The organism is Nocardioides marmotae (assembly GCF_013177455.1).
Classification (GTDB): Bacteria; Actinomycetota; Actinomycetes; order Propionibacteriales; family Nocardioidaceae; genus Nocardioides; species Nocardioides marmotae.
Genome location: NZ_CP053660.1, coordinates 441,269 through 460,951, shown reverse-complemented (window position 1 = coordinate 460,951; position 19,683 = coordinate 441,269). Strand labels below are relative to the sequence as shown.

General features: G+C 74.3%; 22 protein-coding genes. 7 read left to right on the top strand and 15 right to left on the bottom strand.

Features of this window, described 5'->3' with window-relative positions; all coding sequences use genetic code 11:
• Position 1: 1 nt before the first annotated feature.
• From HPC71_RS02145 to HPC71_RS02135, 3 genes are all read right to left on the bottom strand, one after another.
• Positions 2 to 361 (bottom strand): NADH-quinone oxidoreductase subunit A, encoded by a 360-nt coding sequence (locus HPC71_RS02145; protein WP_171896015.1) that lies wholly within the window; start codon positions 359 to 361, stop codon positions 2 to 4.
• Positions 362 to 604: 243 nt separating this feature from the next.
• The gene (locus HPC71_RS02140; RefSeq protein WP_171896014.1) at positions 605 to 1,294 is read right to left on the bottom strand and encodes a demethylmenaquinone methyltransferase; all 690 of its coding nucleotides are present in this window, start codon (positions 1,292 to 1,294) and stop codon (positions 605 to 607) included.
• A 44-nt stretch (positions 1,295 to 1,338) separates the two neighbouring features.
• Positions 1,339 to 1,971, bottom strand: coding sequence for a hypothetical protein (locus HPC71_RS02135; protein WP_154613497.1), 633 nt, complete (start codon positions 1,969 to 1,971; stop codon positions 1,339 to 1,341).
• Between the two features lie 133 nt (positions 1,972 to 2,104).
• Between HPC71_RS02135 and HPC71_RS02130 the strand changes: the two genes are divergently transcribed.
• Positions 2,105 to 3,391: an isochorismate synthase gene (locus HPC71_RS02130; protein WP_257866152.1), complete on the top strand. Its 1,287-nt coding sequence runs from the start codon at positions 2,105 to 2,107 to the stop codon at positions 3,389 to 3,391.
• Positions 3,392 to 3,400: 9 nt separating this feature from the next.
• On the opposite strand, the gene HPC71_RS02125 is transcribed toward HPC71_RS02130, so the two are convergent.
• A complete protein-coding gene (locus HPC71_RS02125) occupies positions 3,401 to 4,048 on the bottom strand; it encodes an MBL fold metallo-hydrolase (protein ID WP_154613495.1) in 648 nt (215 codons plus the stop codon).
• A 75-nt stretch (positions 4,049 to 4,123) separates the two neighbouring features.
• Here HPC71_RS02125 and HPC71_RS02120 point away from each other — a divergent pair, with 75 nt between their 5' ends.
• Positions 4,124 to 4,609 carry a GNAT family N-acetyltransferase gene (locus HPC71_RS02120; RefSeq protein WP_154612919.1) on the top strand — a complete coding sequence of 162 codons (486 nt, stop codon included), beginning with the start codon at positions 4,124 to 4,126 and terminating at the stop codon, positions 4,607 to 4,609.
• 33 nt (positions 4,610 to 4,642) lie between these two features.
• Here HPC71_RS02120 and nhaA read toward each other — a convergent pair whose 3' ends face one another.
• The 4 genes from nhaA to HPC71_RS02100 are packed head-to-tail and all read right to left on the bottom strand — an operon-like array spanning position 4,643 to position 10,074.
• Positions 4,643 to 6,490 carry a Na+/H+ antiporter NhaA gene (gene nhaA, locus HPC71_RS02115; protein ID WP_216656516.1) on the bottom strand — a complete coding sequence of 616 codons (1,848 nt, stop codon included), beginning with the start codon at positions 6,488 to 6,490 and terminating at the stop codon, positions 4,643 to 4,645.
• A 37-nt stretch (positions 6,491 to 6,527) separates the two neighbouring features.
• Positions 6,528 to 8,138 (bottom strand): 2-succinyl-5-enolpyruvyl-6-hydroxy-3-cyclohexene-1-carboxylic-acid synthase, encoded by a 1,611-nt coding sequence (gene menD / locus HPC71_RS02110; RefSeq protein ID WP_171896013.1) that lies wholly within the window; start codon positions 8,136 to 8,138, stop codon positions 6,528 to 6,530.
• A complete protein-coding gene (locus tag HPC71_RS02105; RefSeq protein ID WP_154613681.1) occupies positions 8,135 to 9,055 on the bottom strand; it encodes an o-succinylbenzoate synthase in 921 nt (306 codons plus the stop codon). Before HPC71_RS02105 ends, menD begins: the two co-directional genes overlap by 4 nt.
• 26 nt (positions 9,056 to 9,081) lie before the next feature.
• Complete coding sequence (locus HPC71_RS02100; RefSeq protein WP_253943870.1) at positions 9,082 to 10,074, bottom strand: AMP-binding protein; 993 nt, start codon at positions 10,072 to 10,074, stop codon at positions 9,082 to 9,084.
• 53 nt (positions 10,075 to 10,127) lie between these two features.
• On the opposite strand from HPC71_RS02100, the gene HPC71_RS02095 reads away from it, so the two are divergent.
• The 3 genes from HPC71_RS02095 to HPC71_RS02085 are packed head-to-tail and all read left to right on the top strand — an operon-like array spanning position 10,128 to position 12,510.
• Entirely contained in the window at positions 10,128 to 11,417 is a 1,290-nt protein-coding gene (locus HPC71_RS02095) for an MFS transporter (RefSeq protein WP_253943869.1), read from the top strand.
• Positions 11,418 to 11,448: 31 nt separating this feature from the next.
• Positions 11,449 to 12,324 carry a 1,4-dihydroxy-2-naphthoate polyprenyltransferase gene (locus tag HPC71_RS02090; protein WP_171896011.1) on the top strand — a complete coding sequence of 292 codons (876 nt, stop codon included), beginning with the start codon at positions 11,449 to 11,451 and terminating at the stop codon, positions 12,322 to 12,324.
• 48 nt (positions 12,325 to 12,372) lie between these two features.
• Positions 12,373 to 12,510 carry a hypothetical protein gene (locus HPC71_RS02085; protein ID WP_154612918.1) on the top strand — a complete coding sequence of 46 codons (138 nt, stop codon included), beginning with the start codon at positions 12,373 to 12,375 and terminating at the stop codon, positions 12,508 to 12,510.
• Between the two features lie 25 nt (positions 12,511 to 12,535).
• Here the strand turns inward: HPC71_RS02085 and HPC71_RS02080 are convergent, their stop codons facing one another.
• Positions 12,536 to 12,796 carry a DUF4229 domain-containing protein gene (locus HPC71_RS02080; protein ID WP_171896010.1) on the bottom strand — a complete coding sequence of 87 codons (261 nt, stop codon included), beginning with the start codon at positions 12,794 to 12,796 and terminating at the stop codon, positions 12,536 to 12,538.
• 45 nt (positions 12,797 to 12,841) lie between these two features.
• On the opposite strand from HPC71_RS02080, the gene HPC71_RS02075 reads away from it, so the two are divergent.
• Both HPC71_RS02075 and HPC71_RS02070 read left to right on the top strand, forming a co-directional pair.
• A complete protein-coding gene (locus tag HPC71_RS02075) occupies positions 12,842 to 13,078 on the top strand; it encodes a hypothetical protein (protein WP_216656515.1) in 237 nt (78 codons plus the stop codon).
• A complete protein-coding gene (locus HPC71_RS02070; protein ID WP_154613494.1) occupies positions 13,075 to 13,632 on the top strand; it encodes a TlpA family protein disulfide reductase in 558 nt (185 codons plus the stop codon). Before HPC71_RS02075 ends, HPC71_RS02070 begins: the two co-directional genes overlap by 4 nt.
• On the opposite strand, the gene ccsB is transcribed toward HPC71_RS02070, so the two are convergent.
• Genes ccsB through hemL form a run of 6 tightly spaced genes read right to left on the bottom strand, consistent with a single transcriptional unit; the run spans position 13,597 to position 19,602 of the window.
• On the bottom strand, positions 13,597 to 14,649 hold the full coding sequence (gene ccsB / locus HPC71_RS02065) for a c-type cytochrome biogenesis protein CcsB (RefSeq protein ID WP_171896009.1): 1,053 nt from the start codon (positions 14,647 to 14,649) through the stop codon (positions 13,597 to 13,599). The genes HPC71_RS02070 and ccsB overlap by 36 nt on opposite strands.
• Positions 14,646 to 16,247, bottom strand: coding sequence for a cytochrome c biogenesis protein ResB (resB, locus tag HPC71_RS02060; protein WP_253943868.1), 1,602 nt, complete (start codon positions 16,245 to 16,247; stop codon positions 14,646 to 14,648). Before resB ends, ccsB begins: the two co-directional genes overlap by 4 nt.
• Complete coding sequence (locus HPC71_RS02055) at positions 16,244 to 17,005, bottom strand: cytochrome c biogenesis CcdA family protein (RefSeq protein WP_216656514.1); 762 nt, start codon at positions 17,003 to 17,005, stop codon at positions 16,244 to 16,246. The genes resB and HPC71_RS02055 overlap by 4 nt, the downstream gene beginning before the upstream one ends.
• Positions 16,998 to 17,606: a TlpA family protein disulfide reductase gene (locus HPC71_RS02050; RefSeq protein ID WP_154613492.1), complete on the bottom strand. Its 609-nt coding sequence runs from the start codon at positions 17,604 to 17,606 to the stop codon at positions 16,998 to 17,000. The genes HPC71_RS02055 and HPC71_RS02050 overlap by 8 nt, the downstream gene beginning before the upstream one ends.
• A complete protein-coding gene (locus HPC71_RS02045; RefSeq protein WP_154612915.1) occupies positions 17,603 to 18,286 on the bottom strand; it encodes a histidine phosphatase family protein in 684 nt (227 codons plus the stop codon). The genes HPC71_RS02050 and HPC71_RS02045 overlap by 4 nt, the downstream gene beginning before the upstream one ends.
• A complete protein-coding gene (gene hemL / locus HPC71_RS02040; RefSeq protein WP_171896008.1) occupies positions 18,286 to 19,602 on the bottom strand; it encodes a glutamate-1-semialdehyde 2,1-aminomutase in 1,317 nt (438 codons plus the stop codon). Before hemL ends, HPC71_RS02045 begins: the two co-directional genes overlap by 1 nt.
• Between the last annotated feature and the right edge of the window lie 81 nt (positions 19,603 to 19,683).

The following is a 19,683-nucleotide window of genomic DNA, read 5'->3' as shown; positions in this document are numbered from 1 at the left end:
GTCAGTCCCAGTCGAGACCACCGCGACGCCACTCATAGGCGTAGGCGATGGTGATGTTGAAGAGGAAAATGACGACCGCGATCAGGCCGAACCAGTGCAGCTGGTCGAAGTAGACCGCCCACGGGACCAGGAACATGATCTCGACGTCGAAGATGATGAAGGTCATCGCGACCGTGTAGTACTTCACCGGGAACCGCCCGCCGCCGATCGGCTGCGGGGTGGGCTCGATGCCGCACTCGTAGCTGTCGAGGCGGGCCCGGTTGTAGCGCTTCGGACCGATCAGGGAGCTCATCGCGACGGAGCCGACCGCGAAGAGCGCGGCCAGCGAGGCGAGGGCCAGCACCGGTGTGTAGAGCTCCACGGGCACTCCTGTCGAACGTCGGTCGGGCGGCACTTCCGCACCACCATGTGACCTTGTGAATGGAATCACGAAGTGGTACGTGACACATAGTGCCACTGGTGCCCCACCGGCGCACGCAGGGGGTGGGAACTCGCGATTCCCGGCCTGACCTGGGCATTTACCGCACGCGGACGTTTCCTATATGCAACCGGTTGCTGACCTGCGGGAACGCCCCGCCTGCGCTCCCTGGTGGCGCCTCGGTGGCTACTTGGTGGCGCGGTGCAGGGCGACGATCCCCGCGGAGAGGTCGCGCCACTCGGGGCGCTGCCAGCCGGCCTCGGCGACGAGGTCGGCCAGGCCGCGCTGGTCGGGCCAGGCGCGGATCGACTCGGCGAGGTAGACGTAGGCGTCCGGGGCGGAGGAGACCGCGCGGGCGATCGTCGGGAGCGCCTTCATCAGGTACTCCAGGTAGACGGTGCGGAACGCGGCGTTCGTCGGGTGGCTGAACTCGCAGACCACCAGGCGGCCGCCGGGCTTGGTGACCCGCCGCATCTCGCGCAGGCCGGCCAGCGGGTCGACGATGTTGCGCAGCCCGAAGGAGATGGTGACCGCGTCGAAGGTGTCGTCGGCGAAGGGCAGCCGGGTGCCGTCACCGGCGGTGAAGGGCAGGTCGGGGCGCGCCTGCTTGCCCACCCGGAGCATGCCGAGGGAGAAGTCGCACGGCACCACGGTCGCCCCGCGGTCGGCGAAGGGCTGGCTGGAGGTGCCGGTCCCGGCGGCGAGGTCGAGCACGAGGTCGCCCCACCCGGCGTCGACCGCCTCGATCACGTCCTGGCGCCAGCGCCGGTCCTGCCCGAGGGAGAGGACGTCGTTGGTCACGTCGTAGCGACGCGCGACCGCGTCGAACATCCGACGGACGTCGGTCGGCTGCTTGTCGAGCTCTGCACGGGCCACGGCCGAACCCTACGGGGGCGTCGCGCTCGGGCCGCAGCCGCGGCTCAGGCGACCGCGTCCCAGGCGGCGTCGAGCAGCTCGACCAGGTCCGCGGCAGGCAGCCCGGAGGCGGTGGCCTGGACGGTCAGGTCGCCCTCGCTGCGCTGGCACGAGACGTAGGAGGGGGCCGCGTCCTGCGGGGCGCCGGCGGCCGGGTCCACGGCCGGGCGCTGCACGATGCAGATCGCGTCGCCCTCGCGCACCAGCTCCTGGCTCGCGGCGCCGGTCGCGGCGGCCTCCTCCCCGGAGATCGTCTCGGGGGCGAAGGCGCCGCCCGGGGCGCGGAAGGCCTGGACGAAGACGGCCGTGGTGAGGTCCTCGCTGGCGTAGGTGCGGGTCTCCGCCGCGTAGTCGTAGACCTCGTCGAGCACCTCGTCGCTGTGCTGGCGCGCGGAGGCCTGGCGGCCCGCGAGCGTCTCGGCCTCCTCGGCCTCGTAGCTCCCGGCGAACGCCTCGCCGCGGTCGGCCGCGGTGTAGCCGCCGGGCAGCGTGTCGGGCAGGTCGAGGGGGTCCTCGGCGTTCGAGCCGCCGGTCGCCTTGGGCAGCAGGACGGCGAAGACGACCAGCACGGCGAGCACCACCACGCCGGCCAGCGGACCGGTCCAGCGGGTCAGGGCGGGGGACGGGGTGCTGCTCACGGGAGGACTCCTCGATCGGGGGACTGCGGGGCGCGGAGAGGCCCCGAGCGACGGTAACCGCCGAACCTGAGTCGCAGCCGGGCGGCCCCGCCTGGGCTCCGGGTGGGGGCGGGGTCGTGGGTACCCTCGGGGCGTGACCACCCGTACGGCTCCGGACGAGCAGGTGTCCGCAGGCCGGCTGGTCGCGCGGACCGTGGCGCTCGAGCCCGACTCCCCCCTCTGGCCCGGCGACGCGCTGCTCGACCTGCTCCCCACCGACGCGCCGGTCACCTGGCTGCGCCGCGGCGAGGGACTGGTCGGCTGGGGCGTGGCCGCCCAGCTGCGCACCAGCGGCCCGACCCGCTTCGCCGACGCCGCCAAGTGGTGGGCCGAGACCGTCGGCCGCGCCGAGGTCCTCGACGAGGTCCGCGAGCCGGGCACCGGCCTGGTCTCCTTCGGCACCTTCGCCTTCGCCGACGAGCCGGGCGACTCGGTGCTCACCGTGCCCGCCGTGCTCGTCGGTCGTCGCGGCGACCGGACCTGGGTCACCACCGTCTCCCCCGCCGAGGGGCCGGCCGTCGCCCCCGACGTCCGCGTCCGCGACGTGCCGCCCGCCCCGGTCGGGCTGACCTTCGCCGACGGGGCGCTCGACGGCGAGCGCTGGATGAGCGTCGTGGCCGACGCCGTCGCCCGGATCTCGGCCGGCGAGCTGGAGAAGGTCGTGCTCGCCCGCGACCTGGTCGCCACCGCCACCGAGCCGCTCGACGTCCGCTGGCCGCTGCGGCGGCTGGCCGCCGGCTACCCGATGTGCTGGACCTTCCACGTCGACGGGATGTTCGGCGCCACCCCCGAGCTGCTCGTGCGCCGCGAGCGCGGCCTGGTCACCTCCCGGGTGCTGGCCGGCACGATCCGCCGTACCGGCGACGACGAGCGCGACCTGGCGCTGGCGGCGACGCTGGCGCGCTCCTCCAAGGACCTCGAGGAGCACGAGTACGCCGTCCGGTCGGTCGCCGACGCGCTCGAGCCGCACTGCTCCTCGATGAACGTCCCCGAGGCGCCGTTCGTCCTGCACCTGCCGAACGTCATGCACCTCGCGACCGACGTGAACGGCGTGGTGCACGACGCGGCGACCGTCTCCTCGCTCCAGCTCGCCGAGGCGCTGCACCCCTCCGCCGCCGTCGGCGGGACCCCGACCCCGGAGGCCACCGAGCTGATCAGCCGGATCGAGTGCATGGACCGCGGCCGCTACGCCGGCCCGGTCGGCTGGATGGATGCCTCGGGCGACGGCGAGTGGGGCATCGCGCTGCGCTCGGGCTTCCACGAGGGCGACACCGTCCGCCTCTTCGCCGGCTGCGGCGTCGTCGCCGACTCCGACCCCGAGTCCGAGCTCGCGGAGTCGCAGGCGAAGTTCGTGCCGGTGCGCGACGCCCTGGCCGACTGACGCCGGGCCCTAGAGGTCCTGGAGGTCCTGCCCGTCGGCCAGCCGGGTGTAGACCTGCCCGGTCGGCTCGAGGAACCGATCGAGGTGCCCGCCGATGACGCCGAGGCCGGTCTCGGAGTAGATCCGGTCGTGGATGGCCAGGTTGCGGGGCGCCCCGACCTCGCGGGCGAAGTCGATGGCCTCGGCCGCCTTCAGCCACGGCGCGGAGACCGGGAGCAGCAGCAGGTCGATCGGCTCGCCGGGCCCGGTGAGCGCGTCGCCGGGGTGGAAGACCTTGTGGCCGCCGAGGTCGAGCAGGTAGCCGGAGTTGGTGATCCGGGGCAGCTCGGGGTGGATGACCGCGTGCAGCTCGCCGACCGCGCGCACCGCGATCGGGCCGATGGTGAAGTCCTCGCCGGGCGCGACGACGTGCAGCCGCTCGGCCAGGTCCGGGGCGTCCGCGCGGACGTGGGCGGCGACGCCCTCGATCGTGTAGACCGGCGCGTCGGCACGGAGCAGTGTCTCGGCGACGTAGTGGTCGGCGTGCTCGTGGGTGACCAGCACGGCGTCCGCGCCGTCGACCGCGTCGGGGTCGGTGAAGGCCCCGGGGTCCAGGACGATCGTGGTCCCCTCGTGCTCGATCCGGACGCAGGCGTGCCCCAGCTTCGTGATGCGCATGAGGCCCACCGTAGAGCGCGGCCAGGGGCGTTCGGCGACTGTGGTCGGCGCTCGGGCGCTCCCTACGATGGACCGGTGAGCTCCCCCGACCGCTTCGACGGCGTCACCATCCGGCCCGCCGTCCTCGACGACGCCGACGCGCTCGGCCGCCTCCACGTCGACTCCTGGGACGAGTCCTACGCCCACCTGGTGCCCGAGAAGGTCCGCGCCGAGCGGGAGGAGCACCTGGCCGAGCGGATCGAGGTGTGGCGCGAGATGGTCGCCCTCCACGACCGGACGCTGGTCGCCGAGGCCCCCGAGGGCCTGGTCGGCTTCGCCGGCGCGGGCGAGCCCGACGAGCTGGGCCTGCCGCTGCTGGCGCTCTACGTTCGGGCGCACTGGTGGGGCACCGGCCTGGGGCACCTGCTCTTCGTCGCGACGATCGGCGACGCCCCGTCGTACCTGTGGGTCCTGGAGCCCAACAAGCGCGCGATCCGGTTCTACGAGAACCACGGCTACCACCCCGACGGCGCCTTCGAGCACGCCGAGGAGGGCCTCCACATCCGCATGGTCCGGCCGTGACCCGCTTCGACCTCGGCGATCCGACGTTCGACGTCACCGCCGGGCACTGAGGGTCGAGGCCTCCAGCGCGGCGATCAGCGTCCGGGCGTCCCACGGGCCCTCGTGCCGGCGGTCCCCGACGAAGAACGTCGGCGTGCCCCGCGCGCCGCTGGCGGCCGCGCTGTCGAGGTCCTGACGGACGCGCTCGTGCACCGCGTCCTCGGCGAGGTCCCGGATGAACTGCTCGACGTCGAGCCCGAGCGCGGCGGCGTGCCCGACGAGGTCCTCGTGCTCGAGGGCGTCCTGGTGGGAGAAGAGCCGGTCGTGCATCTCCCAGAACGCCCCCTGCCGGGCGGCCGCCTCGGCCGCCACCGCCGCCAGGGGCGCGTGGGGGTGCATGCCCATCGGCAGGTGCCGGGCGACGTAGCGCAACCGGTCGCCGAAGTGCGCGCGGACCTCCCGGGCCGAGCCGGTGGCGCGAGCACAGAAGGGGCACTCGAAGTCGAGGTACTCCACCAGCGTCAGCGGCGCGTCGACCGGTCCGTGCACGTGGTCGCGCTCGGGGTCGACCGGGACGCTGAGCACCGCCGGCAGCGCCGCGTCCTCCTGGCCGAAGCGGCGAGCGGCGACGCGGAAGACCAGCCACCCGACGGCGCTCGCGACCACCACCGAGAGCAGCACACCGACGGTCGCCTCGTCCCGCAGCCGATCGTCGTCGAAGGCCAGGTCGACGATGAGCAGCGAGACGGTGAAGCCGATGCCCGACAGCGCCCCGCCGGCAAGCACGTGCCCCATGCCGACCCCCTGCGGCAGCTCGCCCCAGCCGGCCCGGACCGCCAGCAGCGCGCCCAGGCCGATCCCGACGGCCTTGCCGACCACCAGGCCGGCGACCACGCCCCAGGTGACCGGGGAGGCGAGCGCGTCGCCGAGCACGCCGCCGCGCAGGTCGACGCCCGCGTTGGCGAGCGCGAAGAGCGGCACCACGACGTACCCCGCCCAGCCGTGCAGCGCCTCCTGCAGCCGCTCGTTGACCGAGATCGCGCGGGTCAGCTCCTGGCGGGCCGAGCGTTGGACGCCCGGCATCGGCGACTGCCGGAACGCCCGGAACCGCAGGGCGGCGGCCTCGACCTGGGCCCGGTCCGGCTCGGCCGCCGGGACCAGCAGGCCCGCGAGCATGCCGGCGATCGACGCATGCAGCCCCGACTCGAACGTCGCGAGCCAGGCGATCACGACCAGCGCGACGTACGGCGAGGCGCGCCACTGCCCGAGGCGGACGAGCACGACGAGCCCGGCCAGGGCGGCGCCGGCGATCGCGAGGGGCACCGGCGAGAGCTCGTCGGTGTAGGCGAGGCCGATGACGCTGACCGCGACGACGTCGTCGATGACCGTCAGCGTGAGCAGGAAGATCCGCAGCTGGGTCGAGACCGCCGGCCCGACCAGGGCCAGGACGCCGAGGAGGAAGGCGGTGTCGGTGCCGATCACCGCGCCCCAGCCGGCGGCCGCGGGGCCGGAGGGGTTGAGCGCGAGGTAGACCGCGGCCGGCACCAGCATGCCGCCGACGCCGGCGACCAGCGGCACGACGACCCGGCGCCGCTCGGTGAGCTCGCCGACGGCGGCCTCGCGGCGCACCTCGAGCCCGATGACGAAGAAGAACAGCACCATCAGGCCGTCGTTGATCCAGTGGTGCAGGTCCATGGAGATGCCGTCGCCGCCGATGGCGACCTCGACGGTGGTGTGCCACAGCGCCTCGTAGGAGCCCGACCACGGCGAGTTCGCCCACACCAGCGCGACCACCGCAGCCGCCACGAGCAGCGCCGCGCTGGCGGACTCGGTGTGGATGTACTCGCGCAGCCGGGCCCCCGCGCGGTCCTGGCGTTCGCGCGTCGCATCCCGCTGGCTCACGACGGCAGCCTAGGCCGAGCCCGGTGCCCTCGGTTCCCTACGGACGCAGGGCCCGGATCCGCTCGTCCAGGTCGCGCCGGGTGCGCCGGTCCACGACGGCCTCCACGACCTCGATGCCGCCGTTCGGGCTGGCCAGCGCGTGCTCGAGCTCGGCGAGGGTGTCCACGCGCCAGTGCGGCGTGCGCGTTGCCGCGCAGAGGCTCGCCAGGTCGACACCGTGCGGGGTGCCGAAGAGGTCCTCGAACGGCCCGGCGTGCTCCGGGGCGCCCTGCTCGAGCATGGAGAAGATCGCCCCGCCGTCGTCGTTGACCACCACGACAGTCAGGTCGGGGCGCTCCTCGCGGGGCCCGAGGACCAGCCCGCCGCTGTCGTGCAGGAAGGTCACGTCGCCCATGAGCGCGAGGTTGCGGGTGCCGTGCGGCCGGCCGAGCGCGGCCCCGATCGCGGAGGAGATGGTGCCGTCGATGCCGGCGAGACCGCGGTTGGCGACCACCTTGCGCCGGTCGCCGACCTCGTAGCGGGCGACCACCAGGTCCAGGTCGCGGATCGGGCTCGAGGCGCCGACGTACAGCAGGCCACCGGGGGGTACGGCGCGGCTCACCGCCGCCGCCACCTCGTACGGCGTGAGCCCGGGCTCGGCGGCCAGCAGCCGGTCGAGCTGCCGGGCGAGCGCGCGGTCCGCCTCGCGCCAGGCGGCCAGCCAGGTGCCGTCCTCGGCGCCGTCCACGACCGGGCGGAGCACCTCGCGGTCGACCGGGAAGGGCCGCTCCGCCCACACGCCGCGGGCCGGGACGGAGACGACCTCGACGTCCTCGCGGCCGAGCAGCCGGGTGACCGGGCGCGACAGCGTGGGGTGGCCGGCCACGACGACCCGCTCGATGCTGCGGCCCAGGTCGGTGTCGAGCAGCAGCCGGTAGCAGCGCAGGGCGTTGTCGCCGGTGCGCGAGCCCGAGGTCGGCTCGGCGAGCAGCGGCCAGCCGGCGCGCTCGGCGAGCACCCGGGCCGGCGGGCCGGCGTCGTCGCCCGCGACCACCACGGTGCGAGGGCCGAGAGGGAGCAGGTCCCCCGCCGGTGCGGGCGCAGGTTCCGGTGCCCGCGACGCTGGGGGCGAGGGCGCCACCGGCACCCAGGCGTCGGTGGGAACGAGCGGCTCGTCGAGCTGGACGTTGAGGTGGGTGGGGCCGTGGTCGTCGAGCTCGAGCGGGTCCTCGGGCAGGTCGCGGGTGGTGACGAGCCGGCCGAAGACGCCGACCTGGTCGGTGGTCTGGTTCGCGCCGGTGCCGCGCAGCCGCGCCGGCCGGTCGGCGGTGAGCACGACCAGCGGCAGGCCGGAGTGCGCGGCCTCGAGGACGGCCGGGTGCAGGTTGGCCACCGCGGTGCCGGAGGTGCACAGCACGGCGGCGCGGGCGCCGACCTTGGTCAGCCCGAGGGCGAGGAAGGCGGCGCTCCGCTCGTCGACGCGGGTGTGCAGGCGGAGCAGGCCGGCCTCGGCGGCGGCGTGGACCGCGAAGGACAGCGGGGCGTTGCGCGAGCCGGGCGAGAGCACCACCTCGGTGACGCCGGCCTCGAGCAGGGTGGTGACCACCGAGCGGGCCAGGTCCGCCGAGCTCGGGGGCGAGCTCGGGGGCGGGGTCGGCGGGGCGGTCACGGGAGCCGACCCTCGCGCAGCGCCCGGACCTCGGCGAGCCGCGCCTCCCAGTGCGCGACCCGGTCGGGCGCGGCGACCGGGTGGCCGGGGTCGAGGGCGGGCACGCGCACCGCGATCTCGCCGGCGACCGGCAGCAGCGGCTCGGTGGTGGTGTCGGCGGCCAGCAGCTGGGCGGTGGCCAGCCCGCAGGCGTAGGGCAGCTCGGGCAGCGCGGCGGCGAGCGCGACGCCCGCGGCCAGCCCGATCGAGCTCTCCAGGGCGGAGGAGACGACGACCGGCAGCCCGATGTCCTCCGCGATCCGCAGGCACGCCCGCACCCCACCGAGCGGCTGCACCTTGAGCACCGCGACGTCGGCGGCCTCCAGGTCGCGCACGCGGTAGGGGTCCGCGGCCCGGCGGATGGACTCGTCGGCGGCCACCGGCACGCCGACGGCCCGGCGCACCGCGGCGAGCTCCTCGACCGTGGCGCAGGGCTGCTCGACGTACTCCAGGCCGCCGGCGGCGCGGTCGAGCACGGGCAGCCGGGCGAGCGCCTCGTCGGTGCTCCACAGGCCGTTGACGTCGATCCGGACCCGGCCGGCGGGCCCGAGCGCGTCGCGCACCGCCTCCACGCGGGCCTGGTCGTCGGCGAGGGTCTGGCCCGGCTCGGCGACCTTGACCTTCGCGGTCGCGCAGCCGCCGGCGCGGACGATCGCGTGGGCCCGCTCGGCGTCGACGGCCGGCACGGTCACGTTGACCGGCACGCTCGCGCGCACCGGCGCGGGCCAGTCACCCGCGGCGGCCTCCTCGGCGCAGCGCAGCCACGGCTCGGCGACCGCGGCGTCGTACTCCAGGAACGGCGACCACTCCCCCCAGCCGGCCGGCCCCTCGAGCAGCACGCCCTCGCGGACCGTGACGCCGCGGAAGCGGGTGCGCATCGGCAGGCTGAAGACCCGGAGCCCGGTCACGACGCCTCCTGCGCCAACCGGCGCAGCGCGAGCCGGTCGGGCTTCCCGTTGCCGAGCAGGGGTACGTCGTCGAGCGCGACCAGCTGGCGGGGCTTCCACGACCGGGGGTGCTCGGCGCCGACCCAGTCGCGCAGCTCGGCGAGCGGCACGTCCCCGACCACGAAGGCGACCAGCCGGTTGCCCCACTCCTCGTCGGGCACGCCGAGCACCTCGGCCGCGCGCACGCCCGGGTGCTCGCGCAGCCGGGCGGCGACGGCGGGGGCCGGGACGTTGACGCCGCCGGTCACCACCACGTCGTCGAGCCGGCCGAGCACCTGGAGGCGGCCGTCCTCGTCGAGGCGGCCGGCGTCGGAGGTGAGGTACCACCCGTCCACGAGCACCTCGGCGGTCAGCGCCGGGTCGTCCTGGTAGCCGGCGAAGAGCGTGGGGCCGGCCAGCCGGATCCGGCCGTCGCGGTCCAGCGCGAGGCCGACCCCGTCGAGCGGGACGCCGTCGTACACGCAGCCGCCGGCCGTCTCCGCCGCGCCGTATGTCGCCACCACGTGCACCCCGCGCTCCTCGGCGCGGCGGCGCAGCGCCGGGTCGATCGGCCCGCCGCCGACCAGGACGGTGTGGAAGGTGGCGAGCGCCGCGGCCTCCTCGGGCACCTCGAGCATCCGGTGCAGCTGGGTCGGGACCAGCGAGGTGAACCGGTGCTCGGTGGTCATCGCCGCCGTGGCCGCCACGAACGACGCGTGGTCCTCGACCCGCACCGGTGCGTGCCCCGCGACGAGCGAGCGCGCGATGACCTGCAGACCGGCGACGAAGGCGTCCGGCAGCGCCAGCAGCCACTGCCCCTCCGCGCCCAGCCGGCGGGCCGAGGCGGCGACGGAGGCGAGCACCGACGAGCGGGGCAGCAGCACCCGCTTGGGGCGCCCCGTCGACCCGGACGTCTCGACCACCCACGGGTCGGGCTCGGAGGGGGCGGAGAGCCACGCGTCGAGCGTCACACCGGCGGAAACCACACGCCGAACGCTAGCCCGTCGTGATGGGATGGATGCTCGTGCCCCGTCCCCTCGCCGCCGTCGTCGCCAACCTCCGGCCGCCCACGCCGCTGGCGGCCCGGCTCTCGGTGCAGTCGGTGCTCTTCGCGATCGGCGACGGCACGTTCATCACCGCCAGCGCGGTGTTCTTCACCCAGGTCGTCGGCCTCAGCGCCGCGCAGGTCGGCGTCGGCATCACCGTCGCCGGCATCGCCTCCTTCCTCGTCGCCGTCCCAGCGGGCAAGCTCGCCGACCGGATCGGCCCGCAGCGGATGTGGGCGCTCGGCGCGCTCGGCACCGCCCTGGCGTACGCCGTGTGGCCGCTCATCGACGGGTTCGCAGCCTTCCTGGTGATGAGCGTGGTCCTCGAGGTGGTCAACAGCGCGGGCGGGGCGGCCCGCGGGGCGTACGTGCTGGACGTGGTCCCCCGGGTCGAGCGGGTGGCCTCCCAGGCCTACATGTACGCGGCGATGAACCTCGGCTTCACCGTCGGCGCGCTGTTCGGCGGCGTCGCGCTGGCCTTCGAGGGCGACACGGTGGTCGCCGCGCTCCCGTGGTTCACCGCCACGCTCATGCTCGGCAACGCCTTCTGGATCACCCGGCTGCCGAAGGCCGCCCACCGGGAGCGGCCGAACGCGCTCGAGGCCGCCGTGGTCGGCGCGCTCGAGGACGCCGAGGGCGCCCGGACGGTCCCCGGCGCGCTGCAGAACCGCGCCTTCCTGCTCACCTCGTTCTTCAGCGGCGTGCTGTGGACCAACCAGGTGCTGCTGCACATCGTCATCCCGCTGTGGCTGGTGCAGGAGACCGATGCGCCGCGGGTGCTCGTCGCGCTGCTCTTCGGCACCAACACCGTCATGTGCATCTTCTTGCCGATGGTGGTCGCCAAGACCGTCTCCGGGCTGACGACCGCCCTGCGCGCCACCCGGATCAGCAGCACGTTCCTCGTGCTCTCGTGCGTGATCACGCTGGTCACCCACGACACCATCGGCTGGGTGACGATCACCCTGGTCTGGGTCGGCCACGTCACCGTCACCGTCGGCGAGCTGTTCCTCTCCGCCGCCGGGTGGGCCTTCGAGTCCGACCTCTCCGACCCCGACCGGCGCGGGGAGTACCAGGGGGCGCAGAACCTCGGCAGCACCCTCGGCTACGTGTGGGCCCCGGCGCTCTACACCTACCTCGCGATGGAGCAGGGCGCGCTCGGCTGGCTGGTCATCGCCGGGATCCTGGTGGTGGCCACGGTCGCGATCCACCCCTCCGTGCGGGCCGCCCAGCGCTTCCTCGAGCGGCACGACCTCGACCCGGCCCGCTGACCGGGCCGGCGGTCGGGTTCAATCGTCGATCGTGGCAACTGCATCCGAGTGGCTGGCCGGCGCCCGGCCCCGCACCCTGCCGGCGGCGGTCTCGCCGGTCCTCGCCGGGACCGGCGTGGCGGCGTACGTCGACGCGGCGGTGTGGTGGAAGGCCCTGCTCGCCCTCGTGGTGAGCCTGGCGCTCCAGGTCGCGGTCAACTACGCCAACGACTACTCCGACGGCGTCCGCGGCACCGACGACGTCCGGGTCGGCCCGATGCGGCTGGTCGGGTCGGGCGCGGCCACCCCCGCGGCGGTCAAGCGCGCGGCGTTCCTCGCCTTCGGCGTGGCCGGCGTGGCCGGCGTCGCCCTCGCCGCGACCACCGCCTGGTGGCTGGTGGCGGTCGGGGTGGTGTGCGTGCTCGCGGCCTGGGGCTACACCGGCACCTCGCGGCCCTACGGCTACCTCGGCCTCGGCGAGGTCATGGTCTTCGTCTTCTTCGGCCTCGTGGCCGTGGTCGGCACGACGTACGTCCAGACCGGCACCTTCGAGCCCGCGGCGCTCGTCGCCGCCGTCGGCATCGGCGCGCTGGCCTGCGCGATCCTCGTCGCCAACAACCTGCGCGACATCCCCACCGACACCCTCGCCGGCAAGCGCACCCTCGCGGTGCGGCTCGGGGACCGCGGGACGCGCCAGCTGTACGCCGCCCTCGTGGCGGTCGCGGCGCTGGCCGTGGTCGGCCTCGCCGCGGTGACCACGTGGTGGGCGCTGGCCGGGCTGGCCTTCCTGGTGCCCGCCGGCGCCGCCACCCGCACCGTGCTGGGCGGGGCCACCGGGCCCGGGCTGATCCCGGTGCTCCAGCGCACCGGCTCGGCCGAGCTGGCCTGGGCCGTGCTGGTCAGCGTGCCGCTGTTCCTCGCCGGCTGACCTCGCCGCCTGACCTCGCCGCCTGACGCGACTGCGTAGGCTGGCGGCATGGGTTTCCTGATCTTCATCGCGCTCGTCGTCGTCGCCGTGGTGGCGTGGAAGATGCGCGTGCAGCTGCTGGCCAAGGTCCTCGGTCAGTCCGAGGCACGCGTCCAGCGCCAGCTGAACGCCCGCAAGCGCCGCTGAGCACCCCGGGCCGGGGCGACGTCGACTAGTCGACGTCCTCCTTGGCCTTCATGTCCTCGAAGCGCTTCGCGGCGCGGTCCGCGCGCTCCTGGACCCGCTGGGCGAACGCCTCGCGGGGGCCGTTGAGCAGCCACAGCGAGCCGAGCCCGCTCATCACGAACGCGATGACGACGGCCCACAGGACCGGTACCTCACCGGCGACCGCCCACCAGAGACCGAAGACGAGCGCGAGCGACCCGAGGAACAGGGCGATGCGCAGGGCGGTGTAGACGACGAACTCCTTCACGACCTCCAGGGTAGGCGCTGTGGTGCGTCGGCCTACATTGGAGGGGTGCTGAAGCTGCTCCTGGTCGTCGTGCTCTTCGCGCTCGTGACCTACCTCGCCGTGCGGCTCATCGAGCGCCGTGGGACCCCGCCGATCGCGCGCGGCCGCGGTGGCGGCGGTGGGCGTGGTGGCCGCAGTGGGGCCCGTCCCCCCGAGCCGCGCCCGCTGGGTCCCGACGACGACCCCGACTTCCTGCGCGACCTCGACCGCAAGCGGCGCCACCCGGAGGACCCGGACGCGTGAGCAAGCGCCGCACCCTCCCCGCGCTCATCGGCACCGCCGTCCTCCTCGCCGCGACCGCCTGCAGCGGGAGCGGTGCTAGCGAGGCGCCCGAGGACGAGGCGCCGACCGGCCTGGGCTGGGTGACCCTGGACGACCCGAAGGCCGTCGAGCTCCCCGCCGGCGACCCGATCGGCTCCCGCGGGGGCGTGGACGCCGCGATCGACACCGGCAAGCCGGTGCTGCTGAACTTCTGGGCCAGCTGGTGCGTGCCCTGTCGCGCCGAGATGCCGCTGCTGGCCGACGTGGCCGAGCGCGACGACGTGGAGGTCGTCGGTGTCTCCCTCGACCAGTTCGAGGACAAGGCCGTGGAGTTCCTCGACGAGACCGAGGCCGACTACCCGAGCTGGCGCGACCCCGACATGGAGCTGATGGCCAGCTACGCGCCGGCGGTGAGCCCCAACCGGCTGCCCGCGACCGTGCTCATCGTGGACGGCGAGGTCGTCGCCGCCCACCCGGGCGAGTTCACCTCCGCCGAGGACCTATCCGCGGAGCGGCTGCGCGAGCTCGCCGGCTGATCCCGCTGCCGACGCCTCGAGCCCTGCGGGCGCCTCGACCACGACCGCCGGCGCGGCGTAGGAGTGCTGGCTGGTGGTGGAGAAGAAGTTGATCCCGATGAAGTTGAACCACAGCGTGGCCAGGCCCACCAGCGCCAGCATCGCGGCGTTGCGGCCCTTCCAGCCGGCGGTGGCGCGGGCGTGGAGGTACGCGGCGTACACGACCCAGGTGATGAACGCCCAGACCTCCTTGGGGTCCCAGCTCCAGTAGGCCGACCACGCCTGGTGGGCCCAGATCGGGCCGGTGATGAGGACCGCGAAGGTCCACACCGGGAACGCGAAGGCGTGCATGCGGTAGGCGATCCGGTCCAGCGCGGCCGGCTCGGGGACGCGGGCCAGGTAACCGGTCGGGCGCGCCGGACGGCGCTCCTTGATCAGGTAGAACGCCGAGCAGATGCCGCCGAGGGTGAACGCGCCGGTGGCGATGACGGCGGAGACCACGTGGATGACCAGCCACGGCGAGTAGAGCGCCTCGGACAGCGGGGCGACCGGGTCGTAGAGCCAGACCACGTCGACCATCAGCACCACGACGACGAAGCCGACGACGATCGGCGCCATCCAGGCCAGCCCGAAGCGGCGGTTGAGCAGCAGGTAGCCGGCGCTCACGACGAACGTGCCCGAGAGCGTGAACTCGTACATGTTGCCCCAGGGCACCCGGTTGGGGTCCGCGGCCATGCCGCGCCCGACCAGCGCCACCAGGTGCACCGCGGTCGCGATGATCGTCAGCAGCAGGCCGAGCCGGCCGAAGAGCTCGGTACGCCGCACGACGTCCGGCTCCCGGGCCTCGAGGTCCTCGACGACCGAGCCCCCGGCACCGACCGCGACCGGCGCCTGGACCGACGTCTTCTCCTCGATGCCGACCGGCAGCTTCCGCAGGGCCGACCACTGGATCAGGTGGCTGATCAGGGCCAGGAAGTAGACGAGGCCGCAGACGGCGACCGCCTGGTTGCTCAGCGTCTCCCACGCAGCATCGCTCACGACGTCTCATTCCTCTTCGTCTCGAGGGGCTGGTTGCCCCGCAGTTGCGCCACGAGCTCCTCGAGCACCGGCGCGACCTCGCCGCCGCCGGAGCGGTCGAGCGCGGCGACCTCGACCAGTGTGCCGTCCGCGTCCTCGCGGGCACGAACCCAGACCCGGCGGGGGCGGATGAACAGCGAGCCGAGCAGGCCGGCCAGCGCCAGCACGACGCCGGCGAGCGCGATCATCTTGCCGGGGGTCTGGCTGATCTGGATGCGCTGCCAGTCCTGGAGGCCCTCGAAGGTGACCGAGCCCAGGCCGTCGGGCAGCGTCACGGTCTCGCCGGGCCGCATGTCCAGCCGCAGCGGCTTGCCGTCCTCGTCCACGACCTGCTCGGCGTCGGCCTTGTCGAGCACGTAGACCGACTGCGAGCCGCCCTCGTCCATGCCGAGGTCGCCGGCGTAGACGAGCACCGAGAGCAGCGGGTTGGCCGCCTTGCCGAGCAGGTTGACCGGGTCGCCCTCCTCGGTCATGCCGAAGGTCGGGTAGAGCACGCCCTCCAGGCCGATCTCCTCGGGCTGCGCCGAGGGGGCCTTGATGACGCCGAAGGAGAACAGGCTCTGGTCCTGGGGCAGGAAGATCGTGGGGCCGTTGTAGGCCACCTCGCCGTTGCCGTCGCGGATGGTGACGACCGGGGCGTAGCCGTGGCCGATGAGGAAGATGTCGGTGCTGCCGACGGTGAGCGGGTGGTTGACCCGCAGGTCGTAGCTCTTCTCCTCGGCGTCGCGGTCCTCGCGGTAGCGCACGTCGGCGCTGAAGCCGCGGGCCTGGCCGGCCGCGCGGCCCGAGAGCAGCCAGTCGACCTCGAAGTCCTCGACGGTGAAGCTGAACGGGTCGAGCTGGTCGGGGGTGAACAGGCTGCCGGGCACGAAGTCGTCGTAGGAGGTCAGCGTGTTCCCGAAGCCGTCGCCGGTGACCAGGATGACGCCGCCCTTGTAGCCGAACAGCCCGCCGATGGCGAAGCCGACCAGCACCACGACCACCGAGAGGTGGAAGACCAGGTTGCCGGCCTCGCGCAGGTAGCCGCGCTCGGCGCTGACCGCGTCCTCGCCGGGCTCGGCCTTGCGCACCCGGTGCCGCCGGCCGAGCACCTCGCGGGCCCGGGCGAGGACCTGCTCGGCGCTCTCCTCGGTGCGGTACGACGTGGTGTCGGGCATCCGGGCCAGGTTGCGCGGGGCGCGGGGCGGCTGGGCGCGCAGCGCGCGCCAGTACACGAGCGTGCGGGGCACGATGCAGCCGACGAGGGAGATCATCAGCAGCAGGTAGATCGCGGAGAACCACACCGAGCCGTAGACGTCGAAGAGGCCGAGCTTGTCGTAGATCGGCGCCAGCGTCGGGTGGTCCTCGCGCCAGCGGGTGGTCGCCAGCGCGTCGACGCCCTCCTGGGGCACGATCGAGCCGGGCACCGCGGCCAGGGCGAGCAGCAGGAGCAGCACGAGCGCGGTGCGCATCGAGGTGATCTGGCGCCAGGCGAAGCGGAGGAGCTCGCGGAAGGACAGCTCCCCGGCGCGGCGGCCCTCGGGCAGCTTGTCGTACTGGGTCTCGCGGGGATCGCTCACAGGGAAGTCTCCGTGCTGGTGACGATCTCGGACTGGATCCAGGTGACGGCCTGGTCCCACACGCCGGTGACGAGCAGCAGCCCGACGACGACGAGCATCGCGCCGCCGGCGCGGACCACGGCGGTCTGGTGGCGCCGGAACCAGCCGAAGGCCCCCAGCGCGCGGCGGTAGGCCAGGCCGGCGAGGATGAACGGGATGCCGAGGCCGAGGGCGTAGATCCCCGAGAGCAGGGCGCCGCGGCCGGCGGTGGCCTCGTTGAGCGAGAGCGCGCTGATCGCGGCCAGCGTGGGGCCGATGCACGGGGTCCAGCCGAGGCCGAAGAGGAACCCGAGCACGGGCGCCGCGGCCAGGCCGACGGCCGGGACGCGGTGGACCCGCCACTCGCGCTGGAACATCGGCAGGAGGCCGGCGAAGACCAGCCCGAGGAGGATGGTCAGGCTGCCGAGGACGACGGTCAGCTCACGGCGCCAGGTGATCAGCCAGTGGCCGACCTGGCCGGAGAGCGCGCCGATGCTGACGAAGACGACGGCGAAGCCCAGCACGAAGAGCACGGAGCCGAGCAGCATCCGCCCGCGGCGGGTCTGCGCCTCGCCGCTGGCCAGGTCCGCTCCGGACAAGCCGGTGGCGTAGGAGAGGTAGCCGGGCAGCAGCGGGATGACGCACGGGGAGAAGAACGAGACCAGGCCCGCCACCAGGGCGACGGGCATGGCGAGCACGAGCGACCCCGAGAAGGCCTGGTCGCGGAACCAGTCACCCACCGGTGACCTCGTCGACGAGGTCGACCAGCGTCTGGGTGGACGGCAGCTCCCCGAGGATGCTCGCCCCGACCCGGCCCTGCTCGTCGAGGACGACGAAGGCGGGCACGGTGTAGGGGGTCAGGGTGCCGGTGAAGGCCAGCAGCGCCAGGCCGTCGTCGACGATCGAGGGGTACGGCACGTCGAACTCGCGCTGGAAGGCCTGGGCGCCGCCCTCGGTGTCGCGGATGTTGATGCCGACGAAGCTCGCGGTGCCCTCCAGCTCCTCGGCCGCCGCGACCACGTCGGGCGCCTCGGCGCGGCACGGCACGCACCACGAGCCCCACACGGGCAGCACGACCGGCTTGCCGCGGAGGTCGGCGAGGTCGACCTCCTGCCCGGCGAGGTCCGTGCCGGTGAGGTCCACGGGCTCCTCGCGCTGGGCGGGGTCGAGGACGCGCACCTCGCCGTCGCCGGTGACGTACCCCTTGTCCCCGGTTCCCTCGACCGAGGTGCAGGCGCCGAGGGTCGCCAGCGCCAGCACCGTGGCGAGCGCGCGGGCGGCGCGGCGGGGCGCGCGGCGGGGAGCACTGCCCGGGGGCAGCGTGCGGGGCGGAGGGGTCATGCGGGCGGCCGCTTCTCCTCGGGTGCGCCGCCGGCGGAGAACGGCGCCGACTTGTCCTGGACCGGGATCAGGTCGCCGGCGGGCTCGCTGTAGGAGACCTGCGTGACGCGGTCGCCCACGAAGTGGAAGGAGGTGACCGAGCACAGCGTGCACTGGCGCTTGCGGGGGTCGTGGAGGAACGAGCGGTGCTCGACGTGCAGCCGGGTGATCCAGATCGGCAGCTGGTGGGAGACGACCACGGCCTCGTGGCCGGTGGCCGCGATCCGCGCGTCGTGCACGGCCGACATCATCCGCGCGACGACCTGCTTGTACGGCTCGCCCCACGAGGGACGCATCGGGTTCCACAGGTGCCGCCAGTTGCGGGGGTCCTTGAGCGCGTTGCCGCCACCGGCGAACTTCTCGCCCTCGAAGACGTTCGTCGACTCGATGACCCGCTCGTCGACGACCGGCTCCAGGCCGCGCGCCAGCGCGAGCGGCGCAGCGGTCTCGCGCACCCGCTCCAGCGGGGAGACCCGCATGTGGACGATGTCGCGGTCCTGCAGCGCGCCGGCGACCTTCTCGGCCATCTGCCGGCCGAGCTCGGAGAGGTGGAAGCCGTCGCGGCGGCCGTAGAGGACGCCGTCGGGGTTGTGCACCTCCCCGTGGCGCAGGAGGTGGACGACGGTGTCGGGGGTGGCCATCAGGCTCCGTCCATGGCGGCCGCGGCGGCGCGCGCGGCGTGGGGCAGGGCGTCCAGGACCGTCGAGACCGCCCGGTCGTCGTGGGCCGAGGAGAGGAACCACGTCTCGTACGCCGAGGGCGGGAGGTAGACGTGGCGCTCGAGCATGGCGTGGAAGAACGCGGCGTACCCGGCGGCCGAGGTGCGGGAGGCGTCCTCGAAGTCGCGGACCGGGCCCTCGGTGAGGAACACCGAGAACATCGTGCCGGTCGACTGCACCGTGTGCGGGACGCCGGCGGCGGCGAGCGCCTCGGCGGCCGCGGTCTTGACGACCTCGGCGGCGCGGCCGACGTGGTCGTAGACCTCGTCGGTCGCCAGGCGCAGGGTGGCGAGGCCGGCGGTGGTCGCGATCGGGTTCCCCGACAGGGTGCCGGCCTGGTAGACCGGCCCCTCCGGTGCGAGGTGGCCCATCACGTCGGCGCGGCCGCCGAAGGCCGCGGCCGGGAAGCCGCCGCCCATCACCTTGCCGAAGGTCACCAGGTCCGGGCGCCAGCCCTCGACGGCGCCGTCGAGGCCCCACTGGCCCTGGCGGGAGGCGCGGAAGCCGGTCATCACCTCGTCGCTGACGAACAGCGCGCCGTGGCGGGCGCAGGTCTCGGCCAGGAAGGCGTTGAAGCCCGGCTCGGGCGGGACGACGCCCATGTTGCCGGGGGCGGCCTCGGTGATCAGGCAGGCGATCCGGTCGCCGTGCTCGGCGAAGACCTTCTCGACCGCGGCGCGGTCGTTGTAGGGCAGCACCAGGGTCAGCTCGGTCGAGGAGGCGGGCACGCCGGGGGTCCCGGGGACGGCGAACGTCGCGAGGCCGGAGCCGGCCGAGGCGAGCAGCGCGTCGACGTGGCCGTGGTAGCAGCCGGCGAACTTCACGACCACGTCGCGGCCGGTGAAGCCGCGGGCCAGCCGGATCGCCGACATCGTGGCCTCGGTGCCGGAGGAGACGAACCGGACCCGCTCGACCGAGGTGCGGGCGACGATCTCCTCGGCGAGCTCGACCTCGGGCTCGGTCGGGGTGCCGTACGACGTCCCGCGCGCGACGGCGGCCTGGACGGCCGCGAGCACCTCGGGGTGGGCGTGGCCGAGCAGCATCGGGCCCCACGAGCAGATGAGGTCGACGTACTCGTTGCCGTCGTGGTCGGTCAGCCAGGCGCCGGCGGCCGAGCGGATGAACCGCGGGGTCCCGCCGACGGCGTTGAAGGCGCGGACCGGCGAGTTCACCCCACCGGGCGTCACCGCACGGGCACGCTCGAACAGCTCGGCGGAGGCAGCGGTGTCGAGAGGCACGCCGCCATTGTCGCCGAGAACCCGAAACGCGCCACGCCCGGTGCGCCACGCCGGGCGGACCCGGGTGACGTGTTTCACGTG

Bases quoted from the DNA above. Each gene is read 5' to 3' on its own strand.
- HPC71_RS02125 (WP_154613495.1), bottom strand. From the start codon at position 4,048: ATGCGCATCACGAAGCTGGGGCACGCCTGCGTCCGGATCGAGCACGAG.
- HPC71_RS02105 (WP_154613681.1), bottom strand. From the start codon at position 9,055: ATGCGCACCCGCTTCCGCGGCGTCACGGTCCGCGAGGGCGTGCTGCTC.
- HPC71_RS02085 (WP_154612918.1), top strand. From the start codon at position 12,373: ATGGGTTTCCTGATCTTCATCGCGCTCGTCGTCGTCGCCGTGGTGGCG.
- HPC71_RS02050 (WP_154613492.1), bottom strand. From the start codon at position 17,606: ATGACCCCTCCGCCCCGCACGCTGCCCCCGGGCAGTGCTCCCCGCCGC.
- HPC71_RS02045 (WP_154612915.1), bottom strand. From the start codon at position 18,286: ATGGCCACCCCCGACACCGTCGTCCACCTCCTGCGCCACGGGGAGGTG.